This window comes from Salmonella sp. SAL00670 (assembly GCF_046552235.1).
Classification (GTDB): Bacteria; Pseudomonadota; Gammaproteobacteria; order Enterobacterales; family Enterobacteriaceae; genus Salmonella; species Salmonella enterica.
On sequence record NZ_JBGDUO010000002.1, the window covers coordinates 400,327 to 423,694 of the forward strand.

Sequence of the window (23,368 nt, forward strand, 5' to 3'; positions counted from 1 at the left end):
GAAGAGATGTTGAGGCAGGGAAACCAGAGAAAGGATGGGCAGGTCATCTCCTGCCCATTTAGCGGAAATTAGTACAGCAGACGGGCGCGAATGGTGCCCGGAATCGCCTTCATCGCCAGCAGCGCTTTCTCCGCCACATCGCCATCGGCTTCTATATCAATTACCACATACCCCATTCGGGCGGAGGTTTGCAGATACTGTGCGGCAATGTTAACGCCCTGCTCGGCAAAGATCTGGTTAAGCGCGGTCAATACGCCCGGGCGGTTTTCGTGGATGTGCATCAGGCGACGACCGCCGTGCAGCGGCAGCGACACTTCCGGGAAGTTCACGGCGGACAGCGTCGAGCCGTTATCCGAGTACTTAATCAGTTTTCCTGCGACTTCCAGACCGATGTTTTCTTGCGCCTCCTGCGTCGAGCCGCCGATATGCGGCGTCAGGATCACGTTATCGAATTCGCACAGCGGAGAGGTAAACGGATCGCTATTAGTGGCCGGTTCCGTCGGGAAGACGTCGATAGCCGCCCCCGCCAGATGTTTCGTCGCCAGCGCGTCGCACAAAGCTGGGATATCCACCACCGTACCGCGCGCGGCGTTAATCAGCAGCGAACCCGGCTTCATCAGGGCAATCTCTTTTGCGCCCATCATGTTTTTGGTGGAGGCGTTTTCAGGTACGTGCAGACTGACCACATCGCTCATATTCAACAATTCAGACAAGTGCTGCATCTGAGTTGCATTACCGAGCGGCAGTTTATTTTCAATATCATAGAAATAGACATGCATCCCCAGCGATTCCGCCAGAATGCCCAACTGCGTTCCGATATGGCCGTAACCGATAATGCCAAGCTTTTTACCGCGCGCTTCGAACGCTCCCGCCGCCAGTTTATTCCATACGCCGCGGTGCGCTTTGGCGTTCGCTTCCGGCACGCCGCGCAGCAGCAGCAATAGCTCGCCAATCACCAGCTCCGCCACGGAACGGGTATTCGAGAATGGCGCGTTAAAGACCGGAATACCGCGTTTTGCCGCCGCATTTAAATCCACCTGGTTGGTGCCGATGCAAAAACAGCCAATCGCCACCAGCTTCTCTGCGGCGTTAATCACTTCTTCTGTCAGATGAGTACGGGATCGCAGACCGATGAAGTGGGCATCGCGGATGGACGCTTTCAACTGTTCAGCGTCCAGCGCGCCCTTGTGATATTCAATGTTGGTGTAACCTGCCGCACGAAGGCTTTCCAGCGCCTTTTGATGCACCCCTTCAACCAGCAGAAATTTAATTTTATCTTTCTCCAGCGATACCTTTGCCATTTCCCCGATCCTGTCTTTTTTTGCCATCTGATGTTGTGTGTGGATTTGCATCCGTCCTTCAACATATCAAAAAAAATTATCACGGCAATATGAACGTTTGCGCCAGCGTCGTGAAGGAATCGCATACAGCGGGAAATAGCAGATGAAAATACCGGGAATAACTTTTTCTTTGGAGGGATCGGCAGGGCAAACGATTAAACGTGATACATGTCACCAAATTTGCCCTGACCGAATTTTTTACGCGGCAGGAAATACGCCTGGCGGGATCATTTTACGATGGTTTTCACCCCGTCCGGCGTGCCGATCAGTGCGACATCGGCGCCACGGTTGGCGAACAACCCTACGGTCACGACGCCCGGAATCGCGTTAATGGCGTTTTCCAGCGCGATGGGATCAAGGATTTCCATACCATAAACATCCAGAATCACGTTGCCGTTATCCGTGACCACGTTCTGACGGTACTCCGGACGCCCGCCCAGCTTCACCAGTTGACGAGCGACCGCGCTGCGCGCCATCGGAATCACTTCGACCGGCAACGGGAATTTGCCAAGAATATCCACCTGTTTAGAGGCATCCGCAATACAGATAAATTTCTCCGCCACGGAAGCAATAATTTTCTCACGGGTTAATGCCGCGCCGCCGCCTTTGATCATCTGCATATGACCGTTGATTTCGTCCGCGCCGTCGACATAGATACCCAGGCTATCCACTTCGTTGAGATCAAACACGTGAATACCGAGGCCTTTGAGTTTTTCAGTCGAGGCGTCCGAGCTGGAGACCGCGCCTTCAATCTGGCCTTTCATTGTGCCCAGCGCATCAATAAAGTGTGCGGCCGTTGAGCCTGTACCAACGCCCACAATGGTGCCGGGCTGTACATACTGAAGTGCCGCCCATCCTACCGCTTTTTTCAGTTCATCCTGCGTCATAGATCGTTTCGCCTGTGGTGTGAAAATACAGCCGCATTATAGAACATTGTCGGGAAAAATCTCCGTGTCCGTACACAGGCTACGGATTTCATCTGTACCGACGGCAAATTTATGTCATAGTGCGGAAAAAAATAACAGGAGCATGACACAACAATGAAACGTCCGGACTACAGAACACTACAGGCGCTGGATGCCGTTATACGTGAACGAGGATTCGAGCGCGCCGCCCAGAAGCTGTGCATCACGCAATCCGCCGTCTCACAGCGCATAAAACAGCTTGAGAATATGTTCGGACAACCTTTATTGGTGCGTACCGTTCCTCCTCGCCCTACGGAGCAAGGGCAAAAATTACTGGCTCTGCTGCGTCAGGTTGAACTGCTGGAAGAAGAGTGGCTGGGCGATGAACAAACCGGCTCTACGCCGCTGCTGCTGTCGCTGGCGGTTAACGCCGACAGTCTGGCGACCTGGCTGCTTCCGGCGCTGGCGCCGGTACTGGCGGACTCCCCTATCCGTCTCAATTTACAGGTGGAAGATGAAACGCGCACGCAAGAACGTCTGCGGCGCGGCGAGGTGGTGGGCGCGGTGAGTATTCAGCATCAGGCGCTACCCAGTTGCCTGGTGGACAAACTGGGCGCGCTCGACTATCTGTTTGTCGCGTCAAAGCCGTTTGCCGAGCGCTATTTCCCCAATGGCGTTACCCGGTCGTCGCTGCTAAAAGCGCCCGCCGTCGCGTTCGACCATCTGGATGATATGCATCAGGCCTTTTTGCAACAGAATTTCGATCTACCGCCCGGCAGCGTGCCGTGCCATATCGTTAATTCATCCGAAGCGTTTGTACAGCTTGCGCGTCAGGGCACGACCTGCTGCATGATCCCTCACCTGCAGATTGAGAAAGAGCTGGAAAGCGGCGAGTTGATCAACTTAACGCCTGGTTTGCTACAACGCCGGATGCTTTACTGGCACCGCTTTGCCCCGGAAAGCCGGATGATGCGCAAAGTGACCGACGCGCTGCTGGAGTACGGGCACAAGGTGCTGCGTCAGGATTAGCCTCTCTATGAATGCCGGATGGCGGCGTGAACGTCTTATCCGGCCTGCATGCCCCATTATTCCCCCGTCGCTTCTTTGAAATTCATCACAAAATCATTGCGTTCAGGCGGCAAAAAACGACGCGCCATTGGCTATTTTTTGCTGGCGGCAAGACGATTTAAAACGCTCACCGTATCAGCAAATCTTCATTTCATTGCGTAATACGGAGCAAAAAACGAGAACACCGGGAGAAAACGCGGCCTGGAAGCGCCCAGGCCGGGCGAGATTACTGCGTGCTGGCGGCCGTTGTCGACGTCTGCCCTGCTCCAGGTTCAAGCTGGAATACCACATCGACCTGATCGTCGAACTGAATGGTCGGCTGCTCGTAAGTTTCCTGCGCAGATACCGGCGCAGCATCTGCGGCTTTCATCATTCGCACCACAGGACTCGGCTGATAATTAGAGACATGGTAGCGAACGCTGTAAACCGGCCCCAATTTGCTGTTAAAACCGACTGCCAGCGCTTGCGCCTGATGAATCGCGTCATCAATGGCGGCTTTGCGGGCCTTGTCTTTATAGGCGTCCGGTTGCGCCACGCCCAGCGATACCGAACGAATCTCGTTCAGACCCGCCTTCAGCGCGCCGTCCAGCAGCGAATTGAGTTTATCTAACTGACGCAGCGTCACCTCAACGGTTCGCACCGCGCGATACCCTTTCAGAATGCTTTTACCGTTTTGGTAATCATAATCCGGCTGCGTGCGCAGATTCGCCGCGCTAATGTCTTTTTTCGCAATCTGATTTTGCTCAAGGAAGGAAAGATATTGCGCCACGCGCTCATCGGCCTGCTTCTTCGCCGTCGCCGCATCCTTCGCCGCGACGTTCACTTCAATCGCTAAGGTGGCGATATCAGGCACAGCATCGACGCTTGCCGTACCGGAAGTCACGATGTGCGGGCCTTCCGGCAATTCGCTTGCCTGCGCCGACATTGCACTTAAACCCACTAATGCCGCCAGGGCCATCACTTTGAACTTCACAGTCTCTCCTCCATATTGCAGTCATTGCCCTGATATACAGGGCGCATGCAGGCAAGCTTAGCGGATATCGGCCTGTTGTCCATCAGACAACGCTTAGTTGAAAAGCGCGTGCATATGCGCGACGCCTTCCCGCGCCAGTTGGAAGGCGATAAGCCACATCACCACCCCAACCAGAATGTTGATAATGCGTTGAGCTTTCGCCGTACGCAGTCGAGGCGCAAGCCAGGCCGCCAGTAGCGCTAACCCAAAAAACCATAAGAACGACGCGCTAATCGTGCCGAGGGCGAACCAGCGCTTTGGCTCCATAGCCAGTTGTCCGCCGAGACTGCCCAACACGACAAACGTATCCAGATAAACGTGCGGATTCAGCCACGTTACCGCCAGCATCGTAGCAATAATTTTCCAGCGCCCCTGCTTCATAACCTCGGCGCTTGCCAGCTCCAGATTACTGCTCATTGCCGTTTTCAGCGCGCCAAAACCGTACCATAACAAGAACGCAACCCCGCCCCATGTGACCAGCGCCAGCAGCCACGGCGACTGCATCAGCAACGCGCTACCGCCAAAAATACCGGCGCTAATCAGGACTAAATCACTTAACGCGCAAAGCAGCGCTATCATGAGGTGGTACTGGCGACGAATTCCCTGATTCATCACAAACGCATTTTGCGGGCCAAGCGGAAGGATCATGGCGGCGCCAAGGGCAAACCCTTGAAAATAATAAGATATCACGTTAACTACCCTGAGCTGTTTTTCTTAAAGGCAGACTATAGCGCGGGAATATTATTAGCGGAAATTGATAATTTTAATCACTAATAAGAAAAGCTAATGAAGAGACTGAATAACGGATGGCGGCTACGCTTATCCGCTCAATAACCAGAGAATACTGGAGGCGGATAAACGCAGCACCGGCAGGCAGCACGGGAGGAAAATTACTCCGCGGCGTTATCTTTCACGCGTTTAAAATTGACGTCCATCTGCGGGTACGGGAAGCTAATACCAGCGGCGTCGAATTCACGTTTAATACGTTCCAGCACGTCCCAGTAGACATTTTGCAGGTCGCTGCTTTTACTCCAGACACGCACCACAAAATTAATCGATGAGGCGCCCAGCTCATTCAAACGCACCGTCATTTCGCGATCTTTTAAAATACGATCGTCGGACTCGATAATCGTCGTGAGCAACTGTTTCACCTGATCGATATCCGAATCGTAGGCCACCCCAATAATGAATTCGTTACGGCGAACCGGCTCACGAGAATAGTTGATGATATTTCCCGCGATAATTTTGCCATTCGGAATCACAATAATTTTGCCGTCTACCGCGCGCATTGTCGTGGAAAAGATTTGCACGTTAAGTACCGTACCGGCAACGCCGCCCAAATCGACATACTCACCGGCGCGGAACGGACGGAACATAACCAGCAATACCCCAGCCGCAAGGTTAGAAAGCGATCCCTGTAATGCCAGGCCAACGGCTAAACCAGCGGCGCCCAGTACGGCAATAACCGAGGCGGTTTGAACCCCCACGCGACCCAGAGCCGCAATCAGCGTAAAAGCGATAACCCCATAGCGCACCAGTGCAGAAAGAAAGTCGGCCACTGTCGCATCAATATGACGCGCACGCATCAGACGATTTACCGTATTGGAGATCACGCGCGCTACAATCAAGCCGATGATGATAATAGCGATAGCCGCAACAATATTCACAGCATAGCTGAGCAATAACGCCTGGTTGCGTACCAGCCAGGTGCCCGCACCATTTATGCTGTCGACAACATTCAAATCTTCCATTCAATATTCCTTGGTCATAGCAAAACAAGCAAATGAGATCATTCTCACGAAAAGAACTTTTTAAAGGTAAACAAAAACAGAGGAATATGCCATTTTTCGGCATCATCCCCAAAAAGGCAGGTACATTGTGTATTGGCCGGATGAAAGCGCTAACTAACGCCGCTCTCCGGAAATAACGATAAAAAAATGGCTTCCCGAGGGAAGCCATTTCAATCAGCAGACTATATTACAGAACGTCAATCGCGTTCAGTTCTTTAAATGCTTTTTCCAGACGAGCGATCATCGAAGTCTGGCCAGCACGCAGCCATACGCGCGGGTCATAGTATTTCTTGTTCGGCTGATCTTCGCCTTTCGGGTTGCCCAGTTGACCTTGCAGATACGCTTCGTTTTCTTTGTAGTAGTTCAGAACACCTTCCCAGGTTGCCCATTGGGTATCGGTATCGATGTTCATTTTCACTACGCCGTAGCTTACGGAGTCTTTGATTTCCTGAGCAGTAGAACCGGAACCGCCGTGGAAAACGAAGTTCAGGCTGTTGTGCGGCAGGTTGTGTTTCTTAGAAACATAGTCCTGAGAATCACGCAGAATGGTCGGGGTCAGAACCACGTTACCCGGCTTGTAAACGCCGTGTACGTTACCGAAGGAAGCGGCAATGGTGAAACGCGGGCTGATTTTGCTCAGCTCAGTGTACGCGTAATCAACATCTTCCGGCTGGGTGTACAGGGCAGAAGCGTCCATGTGGCTGTTGTCCACGCCGTCTTCTTCGCCACCGGTGCAACCCAGTTCGATTTCCAGAGTCATGCCAATTTTGGACATGCGCGCCAGGTATTTGGAGCAGATTTCGATGTTTTCGTGCAGAGACTCTTCAGACAGGTCAATCATGTGAGAAGAGAACAGCGGTTTACCGGTAGCCGCAAAGTGTTTTTCACCCGCGTCCAGCAGACCGTCGATCCACGGCAGCAGTTTCTTCGCGCAGTGGTCAGTGTGCAGGATAACCGGCACGCCGTAGTGTTCAGCCATCTGGTGAACGTGATGCGCGCCAGAGATAGCGCCCAGGATTGCCGCGCCCTGAGGTACGTCAGTTTTCACGCCTTTACCCGCGATGAAGGACGCGCCGCCGTTGGAGAACTGAACGATGACCGGTGCTTTAACTTTTGCAGCGGTTTCCAGAACAGCGTTGATGGAATCAGTGCCCACGCAGTTAACTGCCGGCAGAGCAAAATTGTTTTCTTTTGCTACCTGGAACACTTTCTGTACGTCATCACCAGTGATCACGCCTGGTTTTACGAAATCAAAAATTTTAGACATGTTTCGTTGTCCTGTATCGTCGGGCTTTGGGAAAAAACACGGGCCGCCCTGAATGTCAGATCGGCGATAAATCAACGGGCAGGAATCCCTGCCCGTAACGATTACTTCTTAGCGCGCTCTTCGAGCATCGCTACGGCTGGCAGAACTTTACCTTCCACGAATTCGAGGAATGCGCCGCCGCCAGTAGAAATGTAGGAAATTTTGTCAGCAATGCCGAACAGGTCGATTGCCGCCAGAGTGTCGCCGCCGCCAGCGATGGAAAACGCTTCGCTATCAGCGATGGCATTCGCCACGATTTCAGTCCCTTTACGGAAGTTCGGGAACTCAAACACGCCAACCGGGCCGTTCCACAGAATGGTTTTGGCATTCTTGAGGATTTCAGCCAGCTGCTGAGCGGAAGCATCGCCGATATCCAGGATCTGCTCGTCTTCTTTCACGTCGTTAACGGATTTCAGAGTCGCCGGTGCGGTTTCGGAGAACTCGGTGGCAACGCGAACATCGGTCGGAACCGGGATATCGCAAGTGGTCAGCAGACGTTTTGCTTCGTCAACCAGGTCAGCTTCGTACAGGGATTTACCGACACTGTGGCCCTGAGCGGCAACGAAGGTGTTGGCGATACCGCCGCCGACAATCAGCTGGTCAGCGATTTTAGACAGGGAATCCAGAACGGTCAGTTTGGTAGATACTTTAGAACCACCAACGATAGCCACCATCGGACGAGCCGGTTCTTTCAGCGCTTTACCCAGAGCATCCAGTTCAGCGGCCAGCAGCGGGCCTGCGCACGCGACATCAGCAAATTTGCCGATACCGTGGGTAGAAGCCTGCGCGCGGTGCGCGGTACCAAAGGCGTCCATCACGAATACGTCACACAGGGCGGCATATTTTTTAGACAGCGCTTCGTCGTCTTTCTTTTCGCCTTTGTTAAAGCGAACGTTTTCCAGAACCACCAGCTCACCTTCGGCCACGTCAACGCCGTCCAGGTAATCTTTGACCAGGCGAACCGGGTTAGACAGTTTGTCTTTCAGGTAGTTAACAACCGGCAGCAGAGAGAATTCTTCGTTGTACTCGCCTTCGGTAGGACGACCCAGGTGGGAAGTTACCATCACTTTCGCGCCCTGTTTCAGAGCCAGTTCAATGGTCGGCAGAGAGGCGCGGATACGCGCGTCGCTGGTCACTTTCCCTTCTTTAACAGGTACGTTCAGATCCGCACGGATAAAAACGCGTTTCCCGGCCAGATCCAGATCGGTCATCTTAATTACAGACATGGTGAATCCTCTCAATGATGCTTAAAGTTTTGTCGACGCTGACGCGTCGAGCCTGAAACCAACTGCGGCCATCGCTAACGTGGTGTCGAGCATCCTGTTAGCAAAGCCCCATTCATTATCGCACCAGACCAGCGTCTTGATCAGGTGGGCACCACTAACCCGGGTTTGCGTGCCATCAACAATGGCGCTGTGCGGGTCGTGGTTAAAATCTATCGAGACCAACGGTGATTCCGTATAGTCAACTATACCATGAAATGCACCTTGTGCTGCTTTTTGCAGCAACTGGTTGACTTCACTGGCTTTTACTGGTTTTTTCACCGTCACGCTTAAATCGATCGCCGTCACATTAATGGTTGGAACGCGCACGGCAATCGCCTCAAAACGATCGTTAAACTGCGGGAATATACGCGTAATGCCTGCCGCCAGTTTTGTATCTACCGGGATAATCGACTGGCTGGCCGCGCGCGTGCGCCGTAGATCGGAGTGATACGCGTCGATCACCTGCTGATCGTTCATCGCGGAGTGGATCGTCGTGACGGTACCAGACTCGATGCCGTAAGCATCATCCAACAATTTAATGACGGGAATTATGCAATTCGTGGTACAGGACGCGTTTGAGACAATACGATGTTCCGCACGCAGTTGGTTCTGGTTCACGCCAAAAACGACGGTGGCGTCAAGATCGTTGCTGCCCGGATGAGAAAAGAGCACTTTCTTCGCGCCAGCGGCAATATGCGCCTCGCCATGCTCCCGGTTGCCATATACGCCCGTACAATCCAACACGACATCCACGCCCAGTTCGCGCCACGGCAGATCCGCCAGCGTTCTTTCATGCAGAATACGAATGACATCGTCGCCGACAAAAAGCTGCTCGCGCTCGTGGCGAACCTCCCATGCAAAACGCCCGTGGCTGGTATCGTATTTCAACAAATGCGCCATGCCTGCGGCATCCGCCAGCTCGTTGATGGCCACCACGGTAATTTCCGCCCGACGTCCGGATTCATACAAAGCACGAACCACGTTACGCCCGATGCGACCAAAGCCATTAATCGCTATGCGTACGGTCATAGGTCTCCTGCAAGGCTATCCCGATTCAGATGAGGCTGACAGAGTAATGCAGCTCATCGTCGAGTAAAACCTCACCTGTCGCAAACTGCGACTGATTGGTTAATTGTCGAACATTTAATTAACTGAAACGCTTCAGCTAGAATAAGCGAAACGGGGAATAAAAGGAATGTTTGTCCAGTCGAAGAAGACAGTTATCTGACCTGCATCACATTTCATGGCCGCTTACGCTGCAATTTATTCCATATTTAAGAATCACCAGTTCATCCGTCAGATCTTTTCATCGTCGCGTCACAAATACTGATTTATATCAGAAAGCGCTGTCGCCAGCGTCTATATTATCAGCGCCACGTCCGAGTCTCGGAGTCCTGTAACGATGACTGTATCTCACCACAATGCCTCTACAGCGCGCTTTTACGCGCTTCGTCTGCTTCCCGGCCAGGAAGTGTTTTCCCAATTACACGCCTTTGTGCAACAGAACCAATTACATGCCGCCTGGATTGCAGGGTGTACCGGCAGTCTGACCGACGTTGCGCTGCGTTATGCCGGGCAAGAGGCGACCACATCGCTCACCGGCACGTTTGAAGTTATCTCGCTAAACGGCACGCTTGAATTGACCGGCGAGCATCTGCATCTCGCGGTATCGGATCCCTACGGGGTCATGCTCGGCGGCCATATGATGCCAGGGTGTACCGTGCGTACCACGCTGGAACTGGTTATCGGCGAGCTGCCAGCGCTGACGTTCAGCCGTCAACCGTGCGCCATTTCCGGTTATGACGAACTGCATATTTCTTCCCGTTAATTGACGACTCTTTAAGAGGTACTTTATGGCGCGTCGCCCGTTTTCCAGCCAGTCTCTGGTGCTGATTGTCATCGCTATTGCCATCAATATGATTGGCGGACAGCTTATTAGCATGTTGAAGCTGCCTATTTTTCTCGACTCGATCGGCACCTTAATTAGCGCGGTACTGTTAGGGCCGTTCATCGGCATGTTGACTGGGCTTCTGACCAACTTGCTGTGGGGGCTGCTTACCGACCCTATCGCTGCCGCGTTTGCCCCGGTAGCGATGGTTATCGGTCTGGTCGCCGGGTGGCTGGCGCGCGCAGGCTGGTTTCGTACCCTGCCCAAAGTGATCGTCAGCGGGGTCGTCATTACGTTGGCGGTGACGCTGGTCGCCGTACCGCTTCGTACCGCGCTTTTTGGCGGCGTTACCGGCAGCGGCGCTGATTTATTCGTCGCCTGGATGCATTCAATGGGCCAAAACCTGGTGGAGTCTGTCGCGATTACTGTCATAGGCGCTAATCTGGTCGATAAAATTCTGACGGCGATCATCGTTTGGGTGCTGCTGCGTCAGCTACCGTTACGTACGACACGGCATTTTCCTGCGATGTCAGCCGTACGCTAAATGCATCCGTTTACCTCGTTAACCTTATGGGCGCTGGCGGCCTGCACCACGCTGCTACTCCCTGTGCAGACCGTGCTCCCAGTTTATAGCGCGGCGGCCTTCCTCTGTCTGCTGGCGCTGAAATCAACGCGGCGGCGGGCGAAGTATGTCGCCTGGCTGATGCTGTCTTTAGGGTTTGGGCTATGGCTGGTACATGGCGGTTGGCTAACGGAATGGATAAGCGGGCAGCCTCGCGATCCGCAGCGCTGGATATATGCCGTTACGCTATGGCTACGTCTGCTGGCGATCGTGTCGACGTCGCAGCTATGGATGCAGTATGTGCCGGTTCAGCGGTTTATTCGCGCCCTGTTCGCTTCACGTCTGCCGCCCGGCATCGCTTACCTGTTCGCTGGCCCACTGCTGGTCGTCGAACAGCTCAAACGACAACTGACGATCGTTCATGAAGCCCAGCGCGCGCGCGGCGTACCGCTGGATGAAGGCTGGTATCAGCGGCTACGGGCGATGCCTGCGCTGATCGTGCCGCTTACGCAAAATGCGCTTAACGATCTGACAATACGCGGCGCGGCGTTGGATATGCGGGGGTTTCGGCTGCATCGAGCCCGAACCACGCTGTGGGCACCGAAAGATAGAGTGTTACAACGGGTTGCGCGGTATGGCATGGTACTGCTAATACTGGCGGAAGCGGGAGTATGGATATGGTTACGTTAGAGCAGTTTCGTTATCTTCCGTCCGATGCGACACGCCCGCCGGCATGTTTTGATTTCCACTATTCAACACCCGGAATAGTGGCGATAGTCGGCGATAACGGCAGTGGAAAAAGTACGCTGGCGCAACTGATGGCTGGCTGGTATCCGGATTATCTCCCCGGTGATATTGACGGCACAGGCTTACTGCTTGGCGTCCCTATCGGGCGGCTCCCGCTGGTAGAACAGTCGCCCACCATCCAGTTGGTGCAGCAATCGCCTTATTTACAGCTTTCCGGCTGTACCTTTAGCGTAGAGGAAGAGGTGGCGTTTGGCCCGGAGAATCTCGGCCTCCATGAAGCAGAAATTCTACGGCGCATTGACGAGGCGCTGACTCTGACAAACTGCCAGTCGTTACGCCATCGCCATCCCGGCACGCTCTCCGGCGGCGAAACGCAGCGGGTAGTAATTGCCAGCGCGCTTGCCATGCAGCCCAGACTATTAGTTCTTGATGAAGCCTTCAGTCGACTGACCTCAGCGGCCACCGGGACACTGTTGGAACGGTTACAACAGTGGGCGCTGGAACGTCATTCTCTCATTGTGCTTTTTGAACGTAATCACTTTCCTTTTCTGACGCGATGCCAGCGGGTATGGCAATTGCGCGACGTAGCGCTAACCCCATTATGTTGACGTTAAATCAGGTCGCTTATCGCTGGCCGGATGCCGCAGCCGACTGTCTGCACGCCATCTCGCTTGAACTTCATGACGGCGAATGGCTGGCGTTGACCGGCGATAACGGCGCGGGAAAATCAACGCTGTTACGGATTATGGCCGGCCTGCTTTCCCCCGCTTCCGGCTCGGTAACGCTTAATGGAGAGCCGATTGCGCAGCTTAAAAATCGTCAACGCGCCGCCGCTATCGGCGTACTCTTTCAGGAAGCGGAAAACCAGATTTTCCACAGCAATGTCGCACAAGAGGTCGCTTTTGGGCTGAAACTACAACGCTTGTCGGCGGAGGAAATTTCACGGCGCACGCAGGCCGCGCTGCGGTTATGCCAGCTAACGGACGTCGCCGAGGCACACCCGCTTGATCTGCACGCCGCGCAGCGCCGGATGGTGGCGGTCGCCAGTCTGGAGGCGATGGCGCCGCCGGTGTTATTGCTGGATGAACCCAGCCGGGATTTTGACGCCCACTGGCTAACCGTATTTGAACACTGGCTGGCGACATGCCGGGCACGGGGAACCAGCGTCGTGGCGATTAGCAATGACGCTGCGTTTACCCGGCGTCATTTTTCACGGGTGGTACGGCTGGAAAACGGCAGGTTGTCAAAGGGGGAATAAAAACGGGTCGCCGAAGCGACCCGTTTTATGCCGTATTAAGGATTACAGCAGCGCTTTCGCTTTGGCGATCACGTTGTCCACCGTGAAGCCAAACTCTTCAAACAGCAGCTCTGCCGGGGCGGATTCACCGAAGGTGGTCATGCCGACAATAGCGCCGTTCAGGCCGACGTATTTGAACCAGTAGTCAGCGATACCCGCTTCAATCGCCACACGCGCAGATACCGCTTTCGGCAGCACGGATTCACGGTAAGCCGCATCCTGCTTGTCGAACGCGTCGGTGGACGGCATGGAAACCACGCGCGCCTTCACGCCTTCGGCAGTCAGTTTTTCGTAGGCGGCAACCGCCAGCTCAACCTCAGAACCGGTCGCAATGAAGATAATCTGCGGCTGGCCCGCACAATCTTTCAGTACGTAACCACCGCGGGCGATATTCGCCAGTTGCTCTTCAGTACGTTCCTGCTGCGCCAGGTTCTGACGGGATAGAATCAGCGCGGTTGGGCCATCCTGACGCTCTACGCCATATTTCCACGCCACCGCGGATTCTACCTGGTCGCACGGACGCCATGTGGACATGTTCGGCGTTACGCGCAGGCTTGCCACCTGCTCGACCGGCTGGTGCGTCGGGCCATCTTCGCCCAGACCGATGGAGTCGTGGGTGTACACCATCACCTGACGCTGTTTCATCAACGCTGCCATACGCACTGCGTTACGGGCATATTCGACGAACATCAGGAAGGTGGAGGTGTACGGCAGGAAACCGCCGTGCAGGGCGATACCGTTGGCGATAGCGGTCATACCGAATTCGCGCACACCGTAGTGAATATAGTTACCCGCCGCATCTTCGTTGATAGCCTTAGAACCGGACCACAGGGTCAGGTTAGACGGTGCCAGGTCAGCGGAGCCGCCGAGGAATTCCGGCAACAGCGGACCGAAGGCTTCGATGGCATTCTGGGACGCTTTACGGCTGGCGATTTTGGATGGATTCGCCTGCAGTTTAGCGATGAACTCATTCGCTTTCGCATCGAAGTCAGCCGGCATGTCGCCTTTCATACGACGAGTGAACTCAGCAGCTTCCTGCGGGAAGGCTTTCTCATAAGCCGCGAATTTCTCATTCCATGCAGACTCTTTCGCCTGGCCGGCTTCTTTCGCATCCCACTGGGCGTAGATTTCAGACGGGATTTCGAACGGCGCGTATTTCCAGCCCAACTGTTCGCGGGTCAGCGCGATTTCCGCGTCGCCCAGCGGCGCGCCGTGGGAATCGTGGGTACCCTGTTTGTTCGGCGAACCAAAACCGATGATGGTTTTGCACATCAGCAGGGACGGTTTGTCAGTCACGGCGCGAGCTTCTTCCGTGGCGCGTTTAATGGCGTCGGCATCGTGACCGTCAATGCCACGGATAACGTGCCAGCCGTAGGCTTCAAAACGTTTCGCGGTGTCATCGGTGAACCAGCCTTCAACGTGACCATCGATAGAGATACCGTTGTCATCATAGAACGCGATCAGTTTGCCCAGTTTCAGAGTACCAGCCAGAGAGCACACTTCGTGAGAAATGCCTTCCATCATGCAGCCGTCGCCCATAAAGACGTAGGTGAAGTGGTCAACGATGTCGTGGCCAGGACGGTTAAACTGCGCCGCCAGAGTTTTCTCGGCAATCGCCATCCCGACGGCGTTGGCAATACCCTGCCCCAGCGGGCCAGTAGTGGTTTCAACGCCAGCGGTGTAGCCCACTTCCGGGTGACCCGGGGTTTTTGAATGTAGCTGACGGAAATTCTGCAGTTCGGACATCGGCAGGTCATAGCCGGTGAGGTGCAGCAGGCTGTAAATCAGCATTGAGCCGTGGCCATTGGACAGCACGAAGCGGTCGCGGTCGGCCCAGGACGGGTTGGTCGGGTTGTGGTTCAGGAAATCACGCCACAGGACTTCGGCAATGTCAGCCATACCCATCGGGGCACCCGGGTGACCGGATTTGGCTTTCTGTACTGCGTCCATGCTCAGCGCACGAATAGCATTGGCAAGCTCTTTACGTGAGGACATTTTGACTCCAGATCGGATGTTGAAAGGCCATGCCCGTAACGACTTGACGACAGCGCGTTTTGGGCTACGCCGGAAAATTTGCCAACAATTTACCCCAAGCCGCGCGTCATGTACATGGAACATCCTTTTACCGCTTCAGAAATCTCCGGATCGTGCTCGCATGTTGCGCAATTAGCTAACTTGCCTGCCACGCTTTTCTTTATACTTAACCCAGGCGCTAATTCATCTGCAACGAGCGCATTTCAAAATAATATTAATTCGTATGGAAGAGAAAAATGAAAATTCGCGCTTTACTGCTTGCTTTGGGCATGGCGACGGTGCTGACCGGTTGCCAGAATATGGACTCTAATGGACTGCTTTCTTCGGGCGCTGAAGCTTTTCAGGCCTATACGTTAAGCGATGCGCAGGTAAAAGCGTTGAGCGATCAATCCTGTCAAGAGCTCGACAGCAAAGCGAAAATCGCGCCGGCGAGCAGCGAATACGCTAAACGACTGGCAAAAATTGCCGCCGCGCTGGGGGATAACATTAACGGCCAGCCGGTGAACTATAAGGTTTACGAGACGAAAGACGTCAACGCGTTTGCAATGGCGAACGGTTGTATCCGCGTCTACAGCGGACTGATGGATATGATGACCGACAACGAAGTTGAAGCCGTGATCGGCCACGAAATGGGCCATGTCGCGCTGGGTCATGTAAAGAAAGGGATGCAGGTCGCGCTGGGCACTAACGCCGTTCGTGTTGCGGCGGCATCGGCAGGAGGCGTAGTCGGCAGCCTGTCGCAATCACAGCTTGGCGATCTTGGCGAAAAACTGGTGAACTCGCAGTTCTCTCAGCGTCAGGAGTCCGAAGCGGATGATTATTCTTACGATCTGTTGCGCAAACGCGGTATCAGTCCGGCAGGACTCGCCACCAGCTTTGAGAAACTGGCAAAACTGGAAGCGGGTCGTCAAAGCTCGATGTTCGACGATCACCCGGCGTCCGCCGCACGCGCACAGCATGTGCGCGATCGTATGAGCGCGGACGGAATCAAATAACCCCCGAACAGTGCCGGATGGCGGCGTGAGCGCTTATCCGGCCTACAAGCATCAATCAGCCGTAGGCCGGATAAGCGCAGCGCCATCCGGCAAAACAACTTACTCGCCCTTCTTCGCCGCCTGGATATAGAGCATTTCTAATGCCAGCGTCGCGGCCGCCAGAGCGGTGATCTCCGACTGATCGTAAGCCGGCGCGACTTCCACTACATCCATACCGACAATGTTCAGATCTTTCAGACCACGTACCAGCTTAATGGCGCGATCGGAGGTCAAACCACCGATCACCGGCGTACCGGTGCCAGGCGCAAACGCCGGGTCCAGACAGTCGATATCAAAGGTCAGATAGACCGGCATATCGCCGACGATCTGTTTCACCTGAGCGAGAATATCATTCACGCCGCGATCGTTGACCTGGCAGGCATCCAGCACGGTAAAGCCATTGTCTTTGTCAAACTCAGTGCGAATACCGATCTGTACCGAATGATGCGGATCGATCAGGCCTTCTTTCGGCGCGGTGTAGAACATCGTGCCGTGATCGAATTCGCAGCCGTTAGCGTAGGTATCGGTATGCGCGTCAAAATGTACCAGCGCCATTTTGCCAAAATGTTTCGCGTGGGCGCGCAGCAGCGGCAGCGTGACGAAGTGGTCGCCGCCGAAAGAGAGCATACGCTTGCCTGCAGACAGCAGTTTTTCAGCGTGCGCCTGTAATTTTTCGCTCATTTCACGGGCATCGCCAAACGCATACACCAAATCGCCGCAGTCCACGACGTTCAGGCGCTCGCGCATGTCAAAATTCCACGGGAAACGGTGATGTTCCCAGGCGAGGTTGGTCGACACCTGACGGATCGCCGCCGGGCCATGACGGCCGCCAGCGCGACCGGACGTTGCCATATCAAACGGTACGCCAGTGATCACCCAGTCGGCATCGCTGTCATACGGCTGGAAGTTCATTGGCAGACGTAAAAAACCAAACGCATTAGAAACCAGTGAGTTATCGTACTGATGACCTAAGGTGCTCATGGCAAAAACCTCTTCTTAGTCAATATAAAAAAACCCTCCCGCGTCGTTAGGCCCGACGAGGAAGGGTTTGAATTTGTTTACGGCTCAAAGTTTACTCTGACAGACCGCATTATTGAAGTCAGTTTAGCCAGGTACAGTAGACAACGCCCGAAAAAAATATATATCCAGCGCAAATCAGTAGGCTCATACGTCCATCGCGGTCAGTTAAGAGGCCTTAGGGATTTGCCGCTGTAAAAACTCAAGCACTAATGCGTAAAACAGCGGTGTTTTTCCTGGCGTCTGGAAAATGGCGTGACCGCTACCGGGAATGAGGGTCATCTCCGCCTGAGGCAGCAGCCGGTACAGCTCGGTAACTTCTTCAACGGTGAAAAATTCATCCCGGTCGCCGTCCAGTAATAGCACAGGAATGTGGATTTTTTTCACCTCTTCTTCCGCCAGCGATGTGGGCGTTGTCCACATTGGCCAGACACCTTTGAGGAACGTGCGCCAGTAGTCTTTTTGCTCTGGATGATGCATGTTCTGATAAAATTTAACCATCCCGGGCGCATCCGAAGCCATTTTATCCAGATCGCGATCCGTCAATTGCCCCTGAGGCATTCCTTTACCATAAAAAATTTCCATCCCCTGCATGTAATGGGTCGTAGCAAAGCGATGCGTTGCGCCGCCGACGATAGCAGCGCGCGCTAGATCCGGGTATCGGCTGGTTAACTTCAGAACGACCATGCCGCCATCGCTGTAACCCACCACCAGCGGTTTTTCCAGCTTCAGCGCTTTAACAAAAGCCGCCATATCTTCCGTCATCAGATCATAGCTAAACGTTCCTTGCGGGTTATTGGTTAATCCATGTCCACGACTGTCCGGCATGATGACGCGAAAATATCGAGATGCCTCTTTCGCTAATCCCTGCCAACTTTTCGCCGTCAGACCACCACCATGAATCAACAGCAGCGGAGGCCCCTCGCCCTCTTCAACGTAATGAATTTTGATACCATTCGCTTCCACAAATTTATCTTTGTCCATCGTTGTTGCTGAAGCATTTATTAAAAATATAATATTGACAATAAAAATAAATGCTAATTTAAAAATATGATTCATAACACCTCGCCAATCACTTTCCGTGTAAAAGACCATATTATTCAGATTGAACAAAAATAACATCAAAATCGATTTGTATCATTTTCACTTATTTACCGGGGAGACCCCGCATCCTCTTTTTACAGAACGTAAAAAGCCTTTCCGCGATTAGCCCCAACGCGAAAAGGCTCTGAAGTCAGAAAAGTGCCACCTTATTCATTCTGGCTGTAATTCAGGATGACTTGAAGGTCTCTTCCTGAATTGTATTTGGCGCTTTCTTTATTCCTTCGTCTGACAGGGCAAGCTTGACTCGCTAAATGCCGTGGCCGGAATTTTCACAATCGCTTTTTTAACCGGCGCAGGTTTACCACGCGTACAAAGCGGACGGTGGATCTGGTTGGGGTAAAAAAGCGCGAAATCGCCAGGATTTAATGTAACGAACTGCTCATTAGCGACACATTCAGGAAAGATGATGTCATCAGGAAGATGCTCAAGCTCCTTTATCCTGGTATCAATTTTGTTGGAATAGCCAATCTCCTCATAACCGCTTAGTAAAATCTGAACATCGATATATTTTTTATGAAGTTCAGCTTTGCGGTTTAACGAAGAGTGTGTTTCTCCTTCGCTTATCATAAGAAATGACTCCGGGAAAGAAAGTTCATATCTACCAGCAGGCTGATCTTCAGCTATCTTCACCGCTTCGATGATAAGTTTTTTAATAATGTGGTTAACGTAAGGTAATAAAGTAAGCTGCTCTATATTTCCATATAGCATACTATAGTTATCCTAAATAATGGTCGTGATTATAATTATCAGCCAATCAGGTACTGGTAAATACCTTCAGCCACAGGAATACCTTCTTTTAAACATTTTTCTTTATAGGCGATTTGCGGATCGTTTGGCGCCAGCACTTTATCAACACCGGGCATCGGTTTTACAGCCCTTAGCTCATTGACCATTGTGCTCATTATTGAGGAAAACAGCGGATTGCCCAACATCTGCGGATCAATAACGATAACCAGACTCGCTAACTTGCGCATCTTGTCATAGTCGCCATACATCCGAACAATATGGTTGCTAAAGTTTGCCCCCATCAGGACGCCCGTGAGCGCATCAATCGCCAGGGCAATACCAGAACCTTTGTGTCCGCCAAAGGGCAGCAGATTTTCAATTTTATGCGGATCGGTAGTGATATGTCCCTCTTTATCCAGCGCCAGACCATGACCTATTGGTTTCCCGGTTTCTTTGGCGTGCAGAATTTTACCAAACGCAATGGCGCTGGTCGCCATATCGACGATCATCGGATGGCTGTCTTTAACGGGGAAGCCGAAGGCGATTGGGTTAGTCCCCAGAAAGCGCTCCGCGCCGCCATACGGCGCAACGCAGGTATCCGTTTGCGTCATGGCGATAGCCACCATTCCCTGGCTTGTCGCCTGCTCAATGAACCACGAGAGCGCGCCGCAGTGGGACGTATTTTTGACGCTGACGAAGCCCAGTCCCGTCTCTCTTGCCAGACTAATAGCGTGGTCTGTCGCCTTTATCAGCGCGCAGTGTCCCATTCCATCATCAGAGTCCAGAATAGCGACAGAAGGCGAAATCTGTTCAATGCTGAATGTTGCTTTTGGATTGAGCCCGCCTGCGTTCAGGCGGGTACAATAGTGCTCTACGCGAATAACGCCGTGGGAGTGAACGCCGGTAATATCGGCATGAACCAAAACGTCGGCTACCTGCTGCGCCGTTTGCGCGTCAAGGCCCGCCTGGGTGAGTTTATTAAACGCCAGCGCTTTCAATTCATTTTCTTTGACTAATATTGTTGACATAACTATCCCGCTATTAAAATTTGATAACGCCTTTAACCAATTTTTTGTTTTCTACCACGTTCTTCTGGTACTGGTTGCCGAACGTATAGAAATCGAATTCCTGGTTTTTCATCATTGTTTCGCTAATAGCGCCCTGAGCCATTAGCTCAATGACACATTCGAAGTCTTCCCGCGTCGCGTTACGGCTGCTCAATAGCGTGGTCTCTTTTTTATGGAAGGTCGGATCGTCAATGGCGAGCTCGCCGATATACAGCCCGATGAAGACGATTTTTCCGCCGTGACGAATCAGATCGACAGCGCGGCTCATGGAGGATTTATTGCCGGTGGCATCAAGCACAGTGCCGGCTAATTCACCGGAGAAACAGGCTTTCAGCGCATCAATATAGTCGTCTGACGACGGATCGAGCGTTGCAACGCCTACCTTTTCGGCGACCAGACGACGGCGTTCGGCGTCAATATCAGCTACCGCGACGCGAGCGCCTTTGGCTTTTGCTATCGCGGCGGCGGCCAGCCCAATCGGCCCGGCGCCGACCACCACAATGTTTTGCTGCGGCTTCACGTCAGCGCGGCGTACTGCATGGGCGCTGATGGCGAAACACTCAACCAGCGCGCCCGCGCTGTCGGTGAGGTTATCCGACAGTTCAACCAGATTTTGTTCACGAACGGCCAAATATTCGCTAAAGCCGCCGTCCTGGTGAACACCATACAGCGAGACGTTCTCACAGCAGTTGGTTTTTCCTTCCCGGCAGGCTGCGCAAGCGCCGCAAGGAATACAGGGAATAACGCTATAGCGTTGGCCGACCTTCGCCGTGCTGCACGATTTACCTAACATTTCCGCCACGCCGCAAATTTCATGCCCCAGCACGCGCGGATAGGCAAAAAAGGGCTGGCGGCCGGCAAACGCATGGATATCGGTGCCGCAAATACCAACCGCTTTAATTTTTAACAGTACTTCATCGTCTTTTAAATGAGGAATATCTCTTTCAATGTATTCGATATTTCCCGGATTATTACAGATAAGCGTTTTCATACTTAACCCTTTGAAGATAAACGGTGAATGGTGGCCGTGACGCCATGTAATTCAATATGGTTAAAGGCCTGCTGAATGTTGTTTAAAAAGTCTGCGTTGTCGCTGGCCAGCGTTCCAAAGATGCTATTTATCTGCAGCAAAGACAGCGCTTGTTCCCATCGCGTGTTTTTATTTTTAATAGCCGCATTGAAGGTATCATTGAGCGGGTCGGCCACGCTCTGCCCCTGAGAGAGCGTATTAATGACGTAATGGAGCCAGCCCGCAATCAGCGTCGCTAACGCCCTGCCCTTAACACCGCGCGCCTGGAGCGTCAGATAAGGATCGACGGCCCGCTGAGGCAGCTTCTGAGAACCGTCCATCGCAATCTGTCCGGTCTTATGTTTAATGTTCGGGTTGCTGAATCGCTCAATGAGCAACTGCGCATATTGATGTACATCTACCGCCAAATTCGGGCGCAGCGATTTTGCCTGCTCTTCCGTCATTAAATGATGTACGGCGGTTTTAAAAGCGTCGTCTTCCATGCACTGATAGATAAACTCATATCCGGCCAGGCTGCCGTTATAGGCGAGAAACGAATGGCTGCCATTCAGCATACGAAGTTTCATTTCTTCATAGGGAAGCACGTCCGAGACGAACATCGCCCCTGCTTTATCCCAGTCAGGACGACCGGCAACGAAATTATCTTCGATAACCCACTGACGGAAATCCTCGCATACGATGCCGCAGGGATCGGCAAAACCGATCTGGTCTTTAATCATGTCAAATTGCTCTGGCGTCATTGCCGGCACGATGCGATCGACCATGGTGCCAGGAAAGGTGACATGCTTCGCTATCCAGGCCGCCAGCTGCGGATCGAGATTATCGGCAAACGTAACGATCGCCGTTTTGGTCAAATGACCGTTTTCCGGAATGTTATCGCACGACAGTACACTAAACGGGGGAAGCCCTTGCTGGCGGCGTATCCGTAGCGCTTCGACGATTAGTCCGAGTGCTGACCGGGGATGTTCAGGATCGGCAAGATCGTGTTTGATGAGCGGATGGCTGAGATCGAGCGTTCTGGACCGCGGATCGGTGCAGTAACCTTTTTCCGTTATCGTCAACGAAACAATTTTTACCTGCGGCTCAGTCAGCTTCTCGATCGCCGCCTGAATACCTGACTTCGGCGTATGCAACGCGCCGGTGACGGTACGAACCAGGCGACTATTGATGGCGCTGGCTGACGTTTCCACCACTGAAAACAGCCCCTCTTGCGCATTTAGCGCATCCACCAGCTCCGCATCGCCGAACAGATTCAGTTCAAAAATCCCCCAGCGGTTGCCGGTTATCTCATTCGTGAGATCGTTATAAACAGCCTGATGACCACGGTGAAAGGCGCCAAATCCAATATGTACGATGTTGGCTTCCATTCCCTGACGTGAATAAGTCGTTTTGAATTGGTGCCTTGCGGCGTCTAACTGGCGAGCTATGGTGTCCATGAATTTTTCCCACTCCTGCTTTGTTTACCAATTCTGCTTAAACACCATACCAAAATCAGTGAATATGATCACACTCATGGCACCAGATTCTTCCCCCCGGTATGCTGACTAATAGCCAATGAATAAAAATAACTTATTTATCAATTACTTATAAAATTCACTTCTCAGGATAAATTTTACGATTCACAAAAGCGTGATTTTGATTAGAAAAATCGGCCACGAATTGGCATACCCCCCATACAACCCGCAATCATTAAACCCCATAAAAAACAATATCTTATTGAATAACACCCCGCTGCAAGCGTATATGCCACACATGATTGGTTCAATAATTACCCGAAATACAGCAAACCAAACCTGATAATTTGTCTAGTGAATTAATGAACTCAATTTATTATCAGCATCAACATTAACCTAAGAACATCAGTTACGGTTTTGATCATCCGGGTCGCTGCTAAAGCGATGAGGAGTGAGCCGCCTTTAGACGTAATTGGCAAATTAATCCATTGATTTAAAACAGGAAAAAATTGATGAAGACGCGGATTAGGCACGTTGAAACAAAGCTTTCAAAGCCCCTCTGGCCGAGGTCTTAGTTGACGTGAAACATGGCATAATAGCCATTTCGAACTGGTAACCACGACGATTACGCTGGAAGACGGTTCAACTGGCACCGGATATACCTATACCGGCGGAAAGGGTGGGTATGCAATTAAAGCGATGATCGATCACGATCTTGCCCC

23 protein-coding genes are annotated in these 23,368 nt (G+C 52.7%); 8 read left to right on the forward strand and 15 right to left on the reverse strand.

Going from position 1 to position 23,368, the window contains the following annotated elements; translation table 11 throughout:
* Window positions 1-68: 68 nt before the first annotated feature.
* Both serA and rpiA read right to left on the reverse strand, forming a co-directional pair.
* Window positions 69-1,301 (reverse strand): phosphoglycerate dehydrogenase, encoded by a 1,233-nt coding sequence (gene serA / locus ACLJRS_RS09330; protein WP_001151619.1) that lies wholly within the window; start codon window positions 1,299-1,301, stop codon window positions 69-71.
* A gap of 266 nt (window positions 1,302-1,567) precedes the next feature.
* The gene (rpiA, locus tag ACLJRS_RS09335; protein WP_000189741.1) at window positions 1,568-2,227 is read right to left on the reverse strand and encodes a ribose-5-phosphate isomerase RpiA; all 660 of its coding nucleotides are present in this window, start codon (window positions 2,225-2,227) and stop codon (window positions 1,568-1,570) included.
* A gap of 153 nt (window positions 2,228-2,380) precedes the next feature.
* Between rpiA and argP the strand changes: the two genes are divergently transcribed.
* Window positions 2,381-3,274: a DNA-binding transcriptional regulator ArgP gene (gene argP, locus ACLJRS_RS09340; RefSeq protein WP_000828345.1), complete on the forward strand. Its 894-nt coding sequence runs from the start codon at window positions 2,381-2,383 to the stop codon at window positions 3,272-3,274.
* A gap of 11 nt (window positions 3,275-3,285) precedes the next feature.
* Complete coding sequence (locus tag ACLJRS_RS09345; RefSeq protein WP_001112714.1) at window positions 3,286-3,435, forward strand: hypothetical protein; 150 nt, start codon at window positions 3,286-3,288, stop codon at window positions 3,433-3,435.
* 104 nt (window positions 3,436-3,539) lie between these two features.
* Here the strand turns inward: ACLJRS_RS09345 and ACLJRS_RS09350 are convergent, their stop codons facing one another.
* From ACLJRS_RS09350 to epd, 6 genes are all read right to left on the reverse strand, one after another.
* Window positions 3,540-4,286 (reverse strand): oxidative stress defense protein, encoded by a 747-nt coding sequence (locus tag ACLJRS_RS09350; protein ID WP_000669857.1) that lies wholly within the window; start codon window positions 4,284-4,286, stop codon window positions 3,540-3,542.
* Between the two features lie 93 nt (window positions 4,287-4,379).
* A complete protein-coding gene (gene argO / locus ACLJRS_RS09355) occupies window positions 4,380-5,015 on the reverse strand; it encodes an arginine exporter ArgO (RefSeq protein WP_000626863.1) in 636 nt (211 codons plus the stop codon).
* 200 nt (window positions 5,016-5,215) lie between these two features.
* Window positions 5,216-6,076 (reverse strand): small-conductance mechanosensitive channel MscS, encoded by an 861-nt coding sequence (locus tag ACLJRS_RS09360; protein WP_000389833.1) that lies wholly within the window; start codon window positions 6,074-6,076, stop codon window positions 5,216-5,218.
* A gap of 226 nt (window positions 6,077-6,302) precedes the next feature.
* Window positions 6,303-7,382: a class II fructose-bisphosphate aldolase gene (fbaA, locus tag ACLJRS_RS09365; protein ID WP_000034386.1), complete on the reverse strand. Its 1,080-nt coding sequence runs from the start codon at window positions 7,380-7,382 to the stop codon at window positions 6,303-6,305.
* 101 nt (window positions 7,383-7,483) lie between these two features.
* Entirely contained in the window at window positions 7,484-8,647 is a 1,164-nt protein-coding gene (gene pgk, locus ACLJRS_RS09370; protein ID WP_000111274.1) for a phosphoglycerate kinase, read from the reverse strand.
* A gap of 21 nt (window positions 8,648-8,668) precedes the next feature.
* Window positions 8,669-9,715 (reverse strand): erythrose-4-phosphate dehydrogenase, encoded by a 1,047-nt coding sequence (gene epd, locus ACLJRS_RS09375; protein WP_000218338.1) that lies wholly within the window; start codon window positions 9,713-9,715, stop codon window positions 8,669-8,671.
* A gap of 373 nt (window positions 9,716-10,088) precedes the next feature.
* Between epd and ACLJRS_RS09380 the strand changes: the two genes are divergently transcribed.
* Genes ACLJRS_RS09380 through ACLJRS_RS09400 form a run of 5 tightly spaced genes read left to right on the forward strand, consistent with a single transcriptional unit; the run spans window position 10,089 to window position 13,141 of the window.
* Window positions 10,089-10,514, forward strand: a complete 426-nt coding sequence (locus tag ACLJRS_RS09380) for a PPC domain-containing DNA-binding protein (RefSeq protein WP_000218567.1) — start codon at window positions 10,089-10,091, stop codon at window positions 10,512-10,514.
* 25 nt (window positions 10,515-10,539) lie between these two features.
* Window positions 10,540-11,118, forward strand: coding sequence for an ECF transporter S component (locus tag ACLJRS_RS09385; RefSeq protein ID WP_000124001.1), 579 nt, complete (start codon window positions 10,540-10,542; stop codon window positions 11,116-11,118).
* On the forward strand, window positions 11,119-11,826 hold the full coding sequence (locus ACLJRS_RS09390) for an energy-coupling factor transporter transmembrane component T (protein ID WP_410957787.1): 708 nt from the start codon (window positions 11,119-11,121) through the stop codon (window positions 11,824-11,826).
* On the forward strand, window positions 11,814-12,491 hold the full coding sequence (locus tag ACLJRS_RS09395) for an ATP-binding cassette domain-containing protein (RefSeq protein WP_410957788.1): 678 nt from the start codon (window positions 11,814-11,816) through the stop codon (window positions 12,489-12,491). Before ACLJRS_RS09390 ends, ACLJRS_RS09395 begins: the two co-directional genes overlap by 13 nt.
* On the forward strand, window positions 12,485-13,141 hold the full coding sequence (locus ACLJRS_RS09400; protein ID WP_410957805.1) for an ABC transporter ATP-binding protein: 657 nt from the start codon (window positions 12,485-12,487) through the stop codon (window positions 13,139-13,141). The genes ACLJRS_RS09395 and ACLJRS_RS09400 overlap by 7 nt, the downstream gene beginning before the upstream one ends.
* A gap of 42 nt (window positions 13,142-13,183) precedes the next feature.
* Here the strand turns inward: ACLJRS_RS09400 and tkt are convergent, their stop codons facing one another.
* Window positions 13,184-15,175 (reverse strand): transketolase, encoded by a 1,992-nt coding sequence (gene tkt / locus ACLJRS_RS09405; protein WP_000098651.1) that lies wholly within the window; start codon window positions 15,173-15,175, stop codon window positions 13,184-13,186.
* Between the two features lie 275 nt (window positions 15,176-15,450).
* Between tkt and ACLJRS_RS09410 the strand changes: the two genes are divergently transcribed.
* Window positions 15,451-16,209: a M48 family metallopeptidase gene (locus ACLJRS_RS09410; RefSeq protein WP_000701824.1), complete on the forward strand. Its 759-nt coding sequence runs from the start codon at window positions 15,451-15,453 to the stop codon at window positions 16,207-16,209.
* A gap of 99 nt (window positions 16,210-16,308) precedes the next feature.
* Here ACLJRS_RS09410 and speB read toward each other — a convergent pair whose 3' ends face one another.
* The 6 genes from speB to ACLJRS_RS09440 all read right to left on the reverse strand — a co-directional run bounded on the left by speB (window position 16,309) and on the right by ACLJRS_RS09440 (window position 22,628).
* Window positions 16,309-17,229: an agmatinase gene (gene speB, locus ACLJRS_RS09415; RefSeq protein ID WP_000105552.1), complete on the reverse strand. Its 921-nt coding sequence runs from the start codon at window positions 17,227-17,229 to the stop codon at window positions 16,309-16,311.
* A 204-nt stretch (window positions 17,230-17,433) separates the two neighbouring features.
* Complete coding sequence (locus ACLJRS_RS09420) at window positions 17,434-18,390, reverse strand: alpha/beta fold hydrolase (RefSeq protein ID WP_077906463.1); 957 nt, start codon at window positions 18,388-18,390, stop codon at window positions 17,434-17,436.
* A gap of 192 nt (window positions 18,391-18,582) precedes the next feature.
* The gene (locus tag ACLJRS_RS09425; RefSeq protein WP_000965537.1) at window positions 18,583-19,077 is read right to left on the reverse strand and encodes a YhcH/YjgK/YiaL family protein; all 495 of its coding nucleotides are present in this window, start codon (window positions 19,075-19,077) and stop codon (window positions 18,583-18,585) included.
* A 38-nt stretch (window positions 19,078-19,115) separates the two neighbouring features.
* On the reverse strand, window positions 19,116-20,123 hold the full coding sequence (locus tag ACLJRS_RS09430; RefSeq protein ID WP_000104231.1) for an Ldh family oxidoreductase: 1,008 nt from the start codon (window positions 20,121-20,123) through the stop codon (window positions 19,116-19,118).
* A 13-nt stretch (window positions 20,124-20,136) separates the two neighbouring features.
* Window positions 20,137-21,153, reverse strand: a complete 1,017-nt coding sequence (locus tag ACLJRS_RS09435) for a zinc-binding alcohol dehydrogenase family protein (protein WP_000853912.1) — start codon at window positions 21,151-21,153, stop codon at window positions 20,137-20,139.
* Window positions 21,154-21,155: 2 nt separating this feature from the next.
* Complete coding sequence (locus tag ACLJRS_RS09440; protein ID WP_000379522.1) at window positions 21,156-22,628, reverse strand: mannitol dehydrogenase family protein; 1,473 nt, start codon at window positions 22,626-22,628, stop codon at window positions 21,156-21,158.
* Window positions 22,629-23,368: the final 740 nt, after the last annotated feature.

What these genes read in the sequence shown, in the direction of transcription:
- ACLJRS_RS09440 (WP_000379522.1), bottom strand. Translation starts at nt 22,628, where the DNA reads ATGGACACCATAGCTCGCCAGTTAGACGCCGCAAGGCACCAATTCAAA.
- argP (WP_000828345.1), top strand. Translation starts at nt 2,381, where the DNA reads ATGAAACGTCCGGACTACAGAACACTACAGGCGCTGGATGCCGTTATA.
- serA (WP_001151619.1), bottom strand. Translation starts at nt 1,301, where the DNA reads ATGGCAAAGGTATCGCTGGAGAAAGATAAAATTAAATTTCTGCTGGTT.
- pgk (WP_000111274.1), bottom strand. Translation starts at nt 8,647, where the DNA reads ATGTCTGTAATTAAGATGACCGATCTGGATCTGGCCGGGAAACGCGTT.
- ACLJRS_RS09435 (WP_000853912.1), bottom strand. Translation starts at nt 21,153, where the DNA reads ATGAAAACGCTTATCTGTAATAATCCGGGAAATATCGAATACATTGAA.
- ACLJRS_RS09410 (WP_000701824.1), top strand. Translation starts at nt 15,451, where the DNA reads ATGAAAATTCGCGCTTTACTGCTTGCTTTGGGCATGGCGACGGTGCTG.
- ACLJRS_RS09430 (WP_000104231.1), bottom strand. Translation starts at nt 20,123, where the DNA reads ATGTCAACAATATTAGTCAAAGAAAATGAATTGAAAGCGCTGGCGTTT.
- ACLJRS_RS09395 (WP_410957788.1), top strand. Translation starts at nt 11,814, where the DNA reads ATGGTTACGTTAGAGCAGTTTCGTTATCTTCCGTCCGATGCGACACGC.
- rpiA (WP_000189741.1), bottom strand. Translation starts at nt 2,227, where the DNA reads ATGACGCAGGATGAACTGAAAAAAGCGGTAGGATGGGCGGCACTTCAG.
- ACLJRS_RS09345 (WP_001112714.1), top strand. Translation starts at nt 3,286, where the DNA reads ATGCCGGATGGCGGCGTGAACGTCTTATCCGGCCTGCATGCCCCATTA.
- ACLJRS_RS09390 (WP_410957787.1), top strand. Translation starts at nt 11,119, where the DNA reads ATGCATCCGTTTACCTCGTTAACCTTATGGGCGCTGGCGGCCTGCACC.
- epd (WP_000218338.1), bottom strand. Translation starts at nt 9,715, where the DNA reads ATGACCGTACGCATAGCGATTAATGGCTTTGGTCGCATCGGGCGTAAC.
- ACLJRS_RS09385 (WP_000124001.1), top strand. Translation starts at nt 10,540, where the DNA reads ATGGCGCGTCGCCCGTTTTCCAGCCAGTCTCTGGTGCTGATTGTCATC.
- speB (WP_000105552.1), bottom strand. Translation starts at nt 17,229, where the DNA reads ATGAGCACCTTAGGTCATCAGTACGATAACTCACTGGTTTCTAATGCG.
- tkt (WP_000098651.1), bottom strand. Translation starts at nt 15,175, where the DNA reads ATGTCCTCACGTAAAGAGCTTGCCAATGCTATTCGTGCGCTGAGCATG.
- ACLJRS_RS09400 (WP_410957805.1), top strand. Translation starts at nt 12,485, where the DNA reads ATGTTGACGTTAAATCAGGTCGCTTATCGCTGGCCGGATGCCGCAGCC.
- ACLJRS_RS09360 (WP_000389833.1), bottom strand. Translation starts at nt 6,076, where the DNA reads ATGGAAGATTTGAATGTTGTCGACAGCATAAATGGTGCGGGCACCTGG.
- ACLJRS_RS09380 (WP_000218567.1), top strand. Translation starts at nt 10,089, where the DNA reads ATGACTGTATCTCACCACAATGCCTCTACAGCGCGCTTTTACGCGCTT.
- fbaA (WP_000034386.1), bottom strand. Translation starts at nt 7,382, where the DNA reads ATGTCTAAAATTTTTGATTTCGTAAAACCAGGCGTGATCACTGGTGAT.
- ACLJRS_RS09425 (WP_000965537.1), bottom strand. Translation starts at nt 19,077, where the DNA reads ATGCTATATGGAAATATAGAGCAGCTTACTTTATTACCTTACGTTAAC.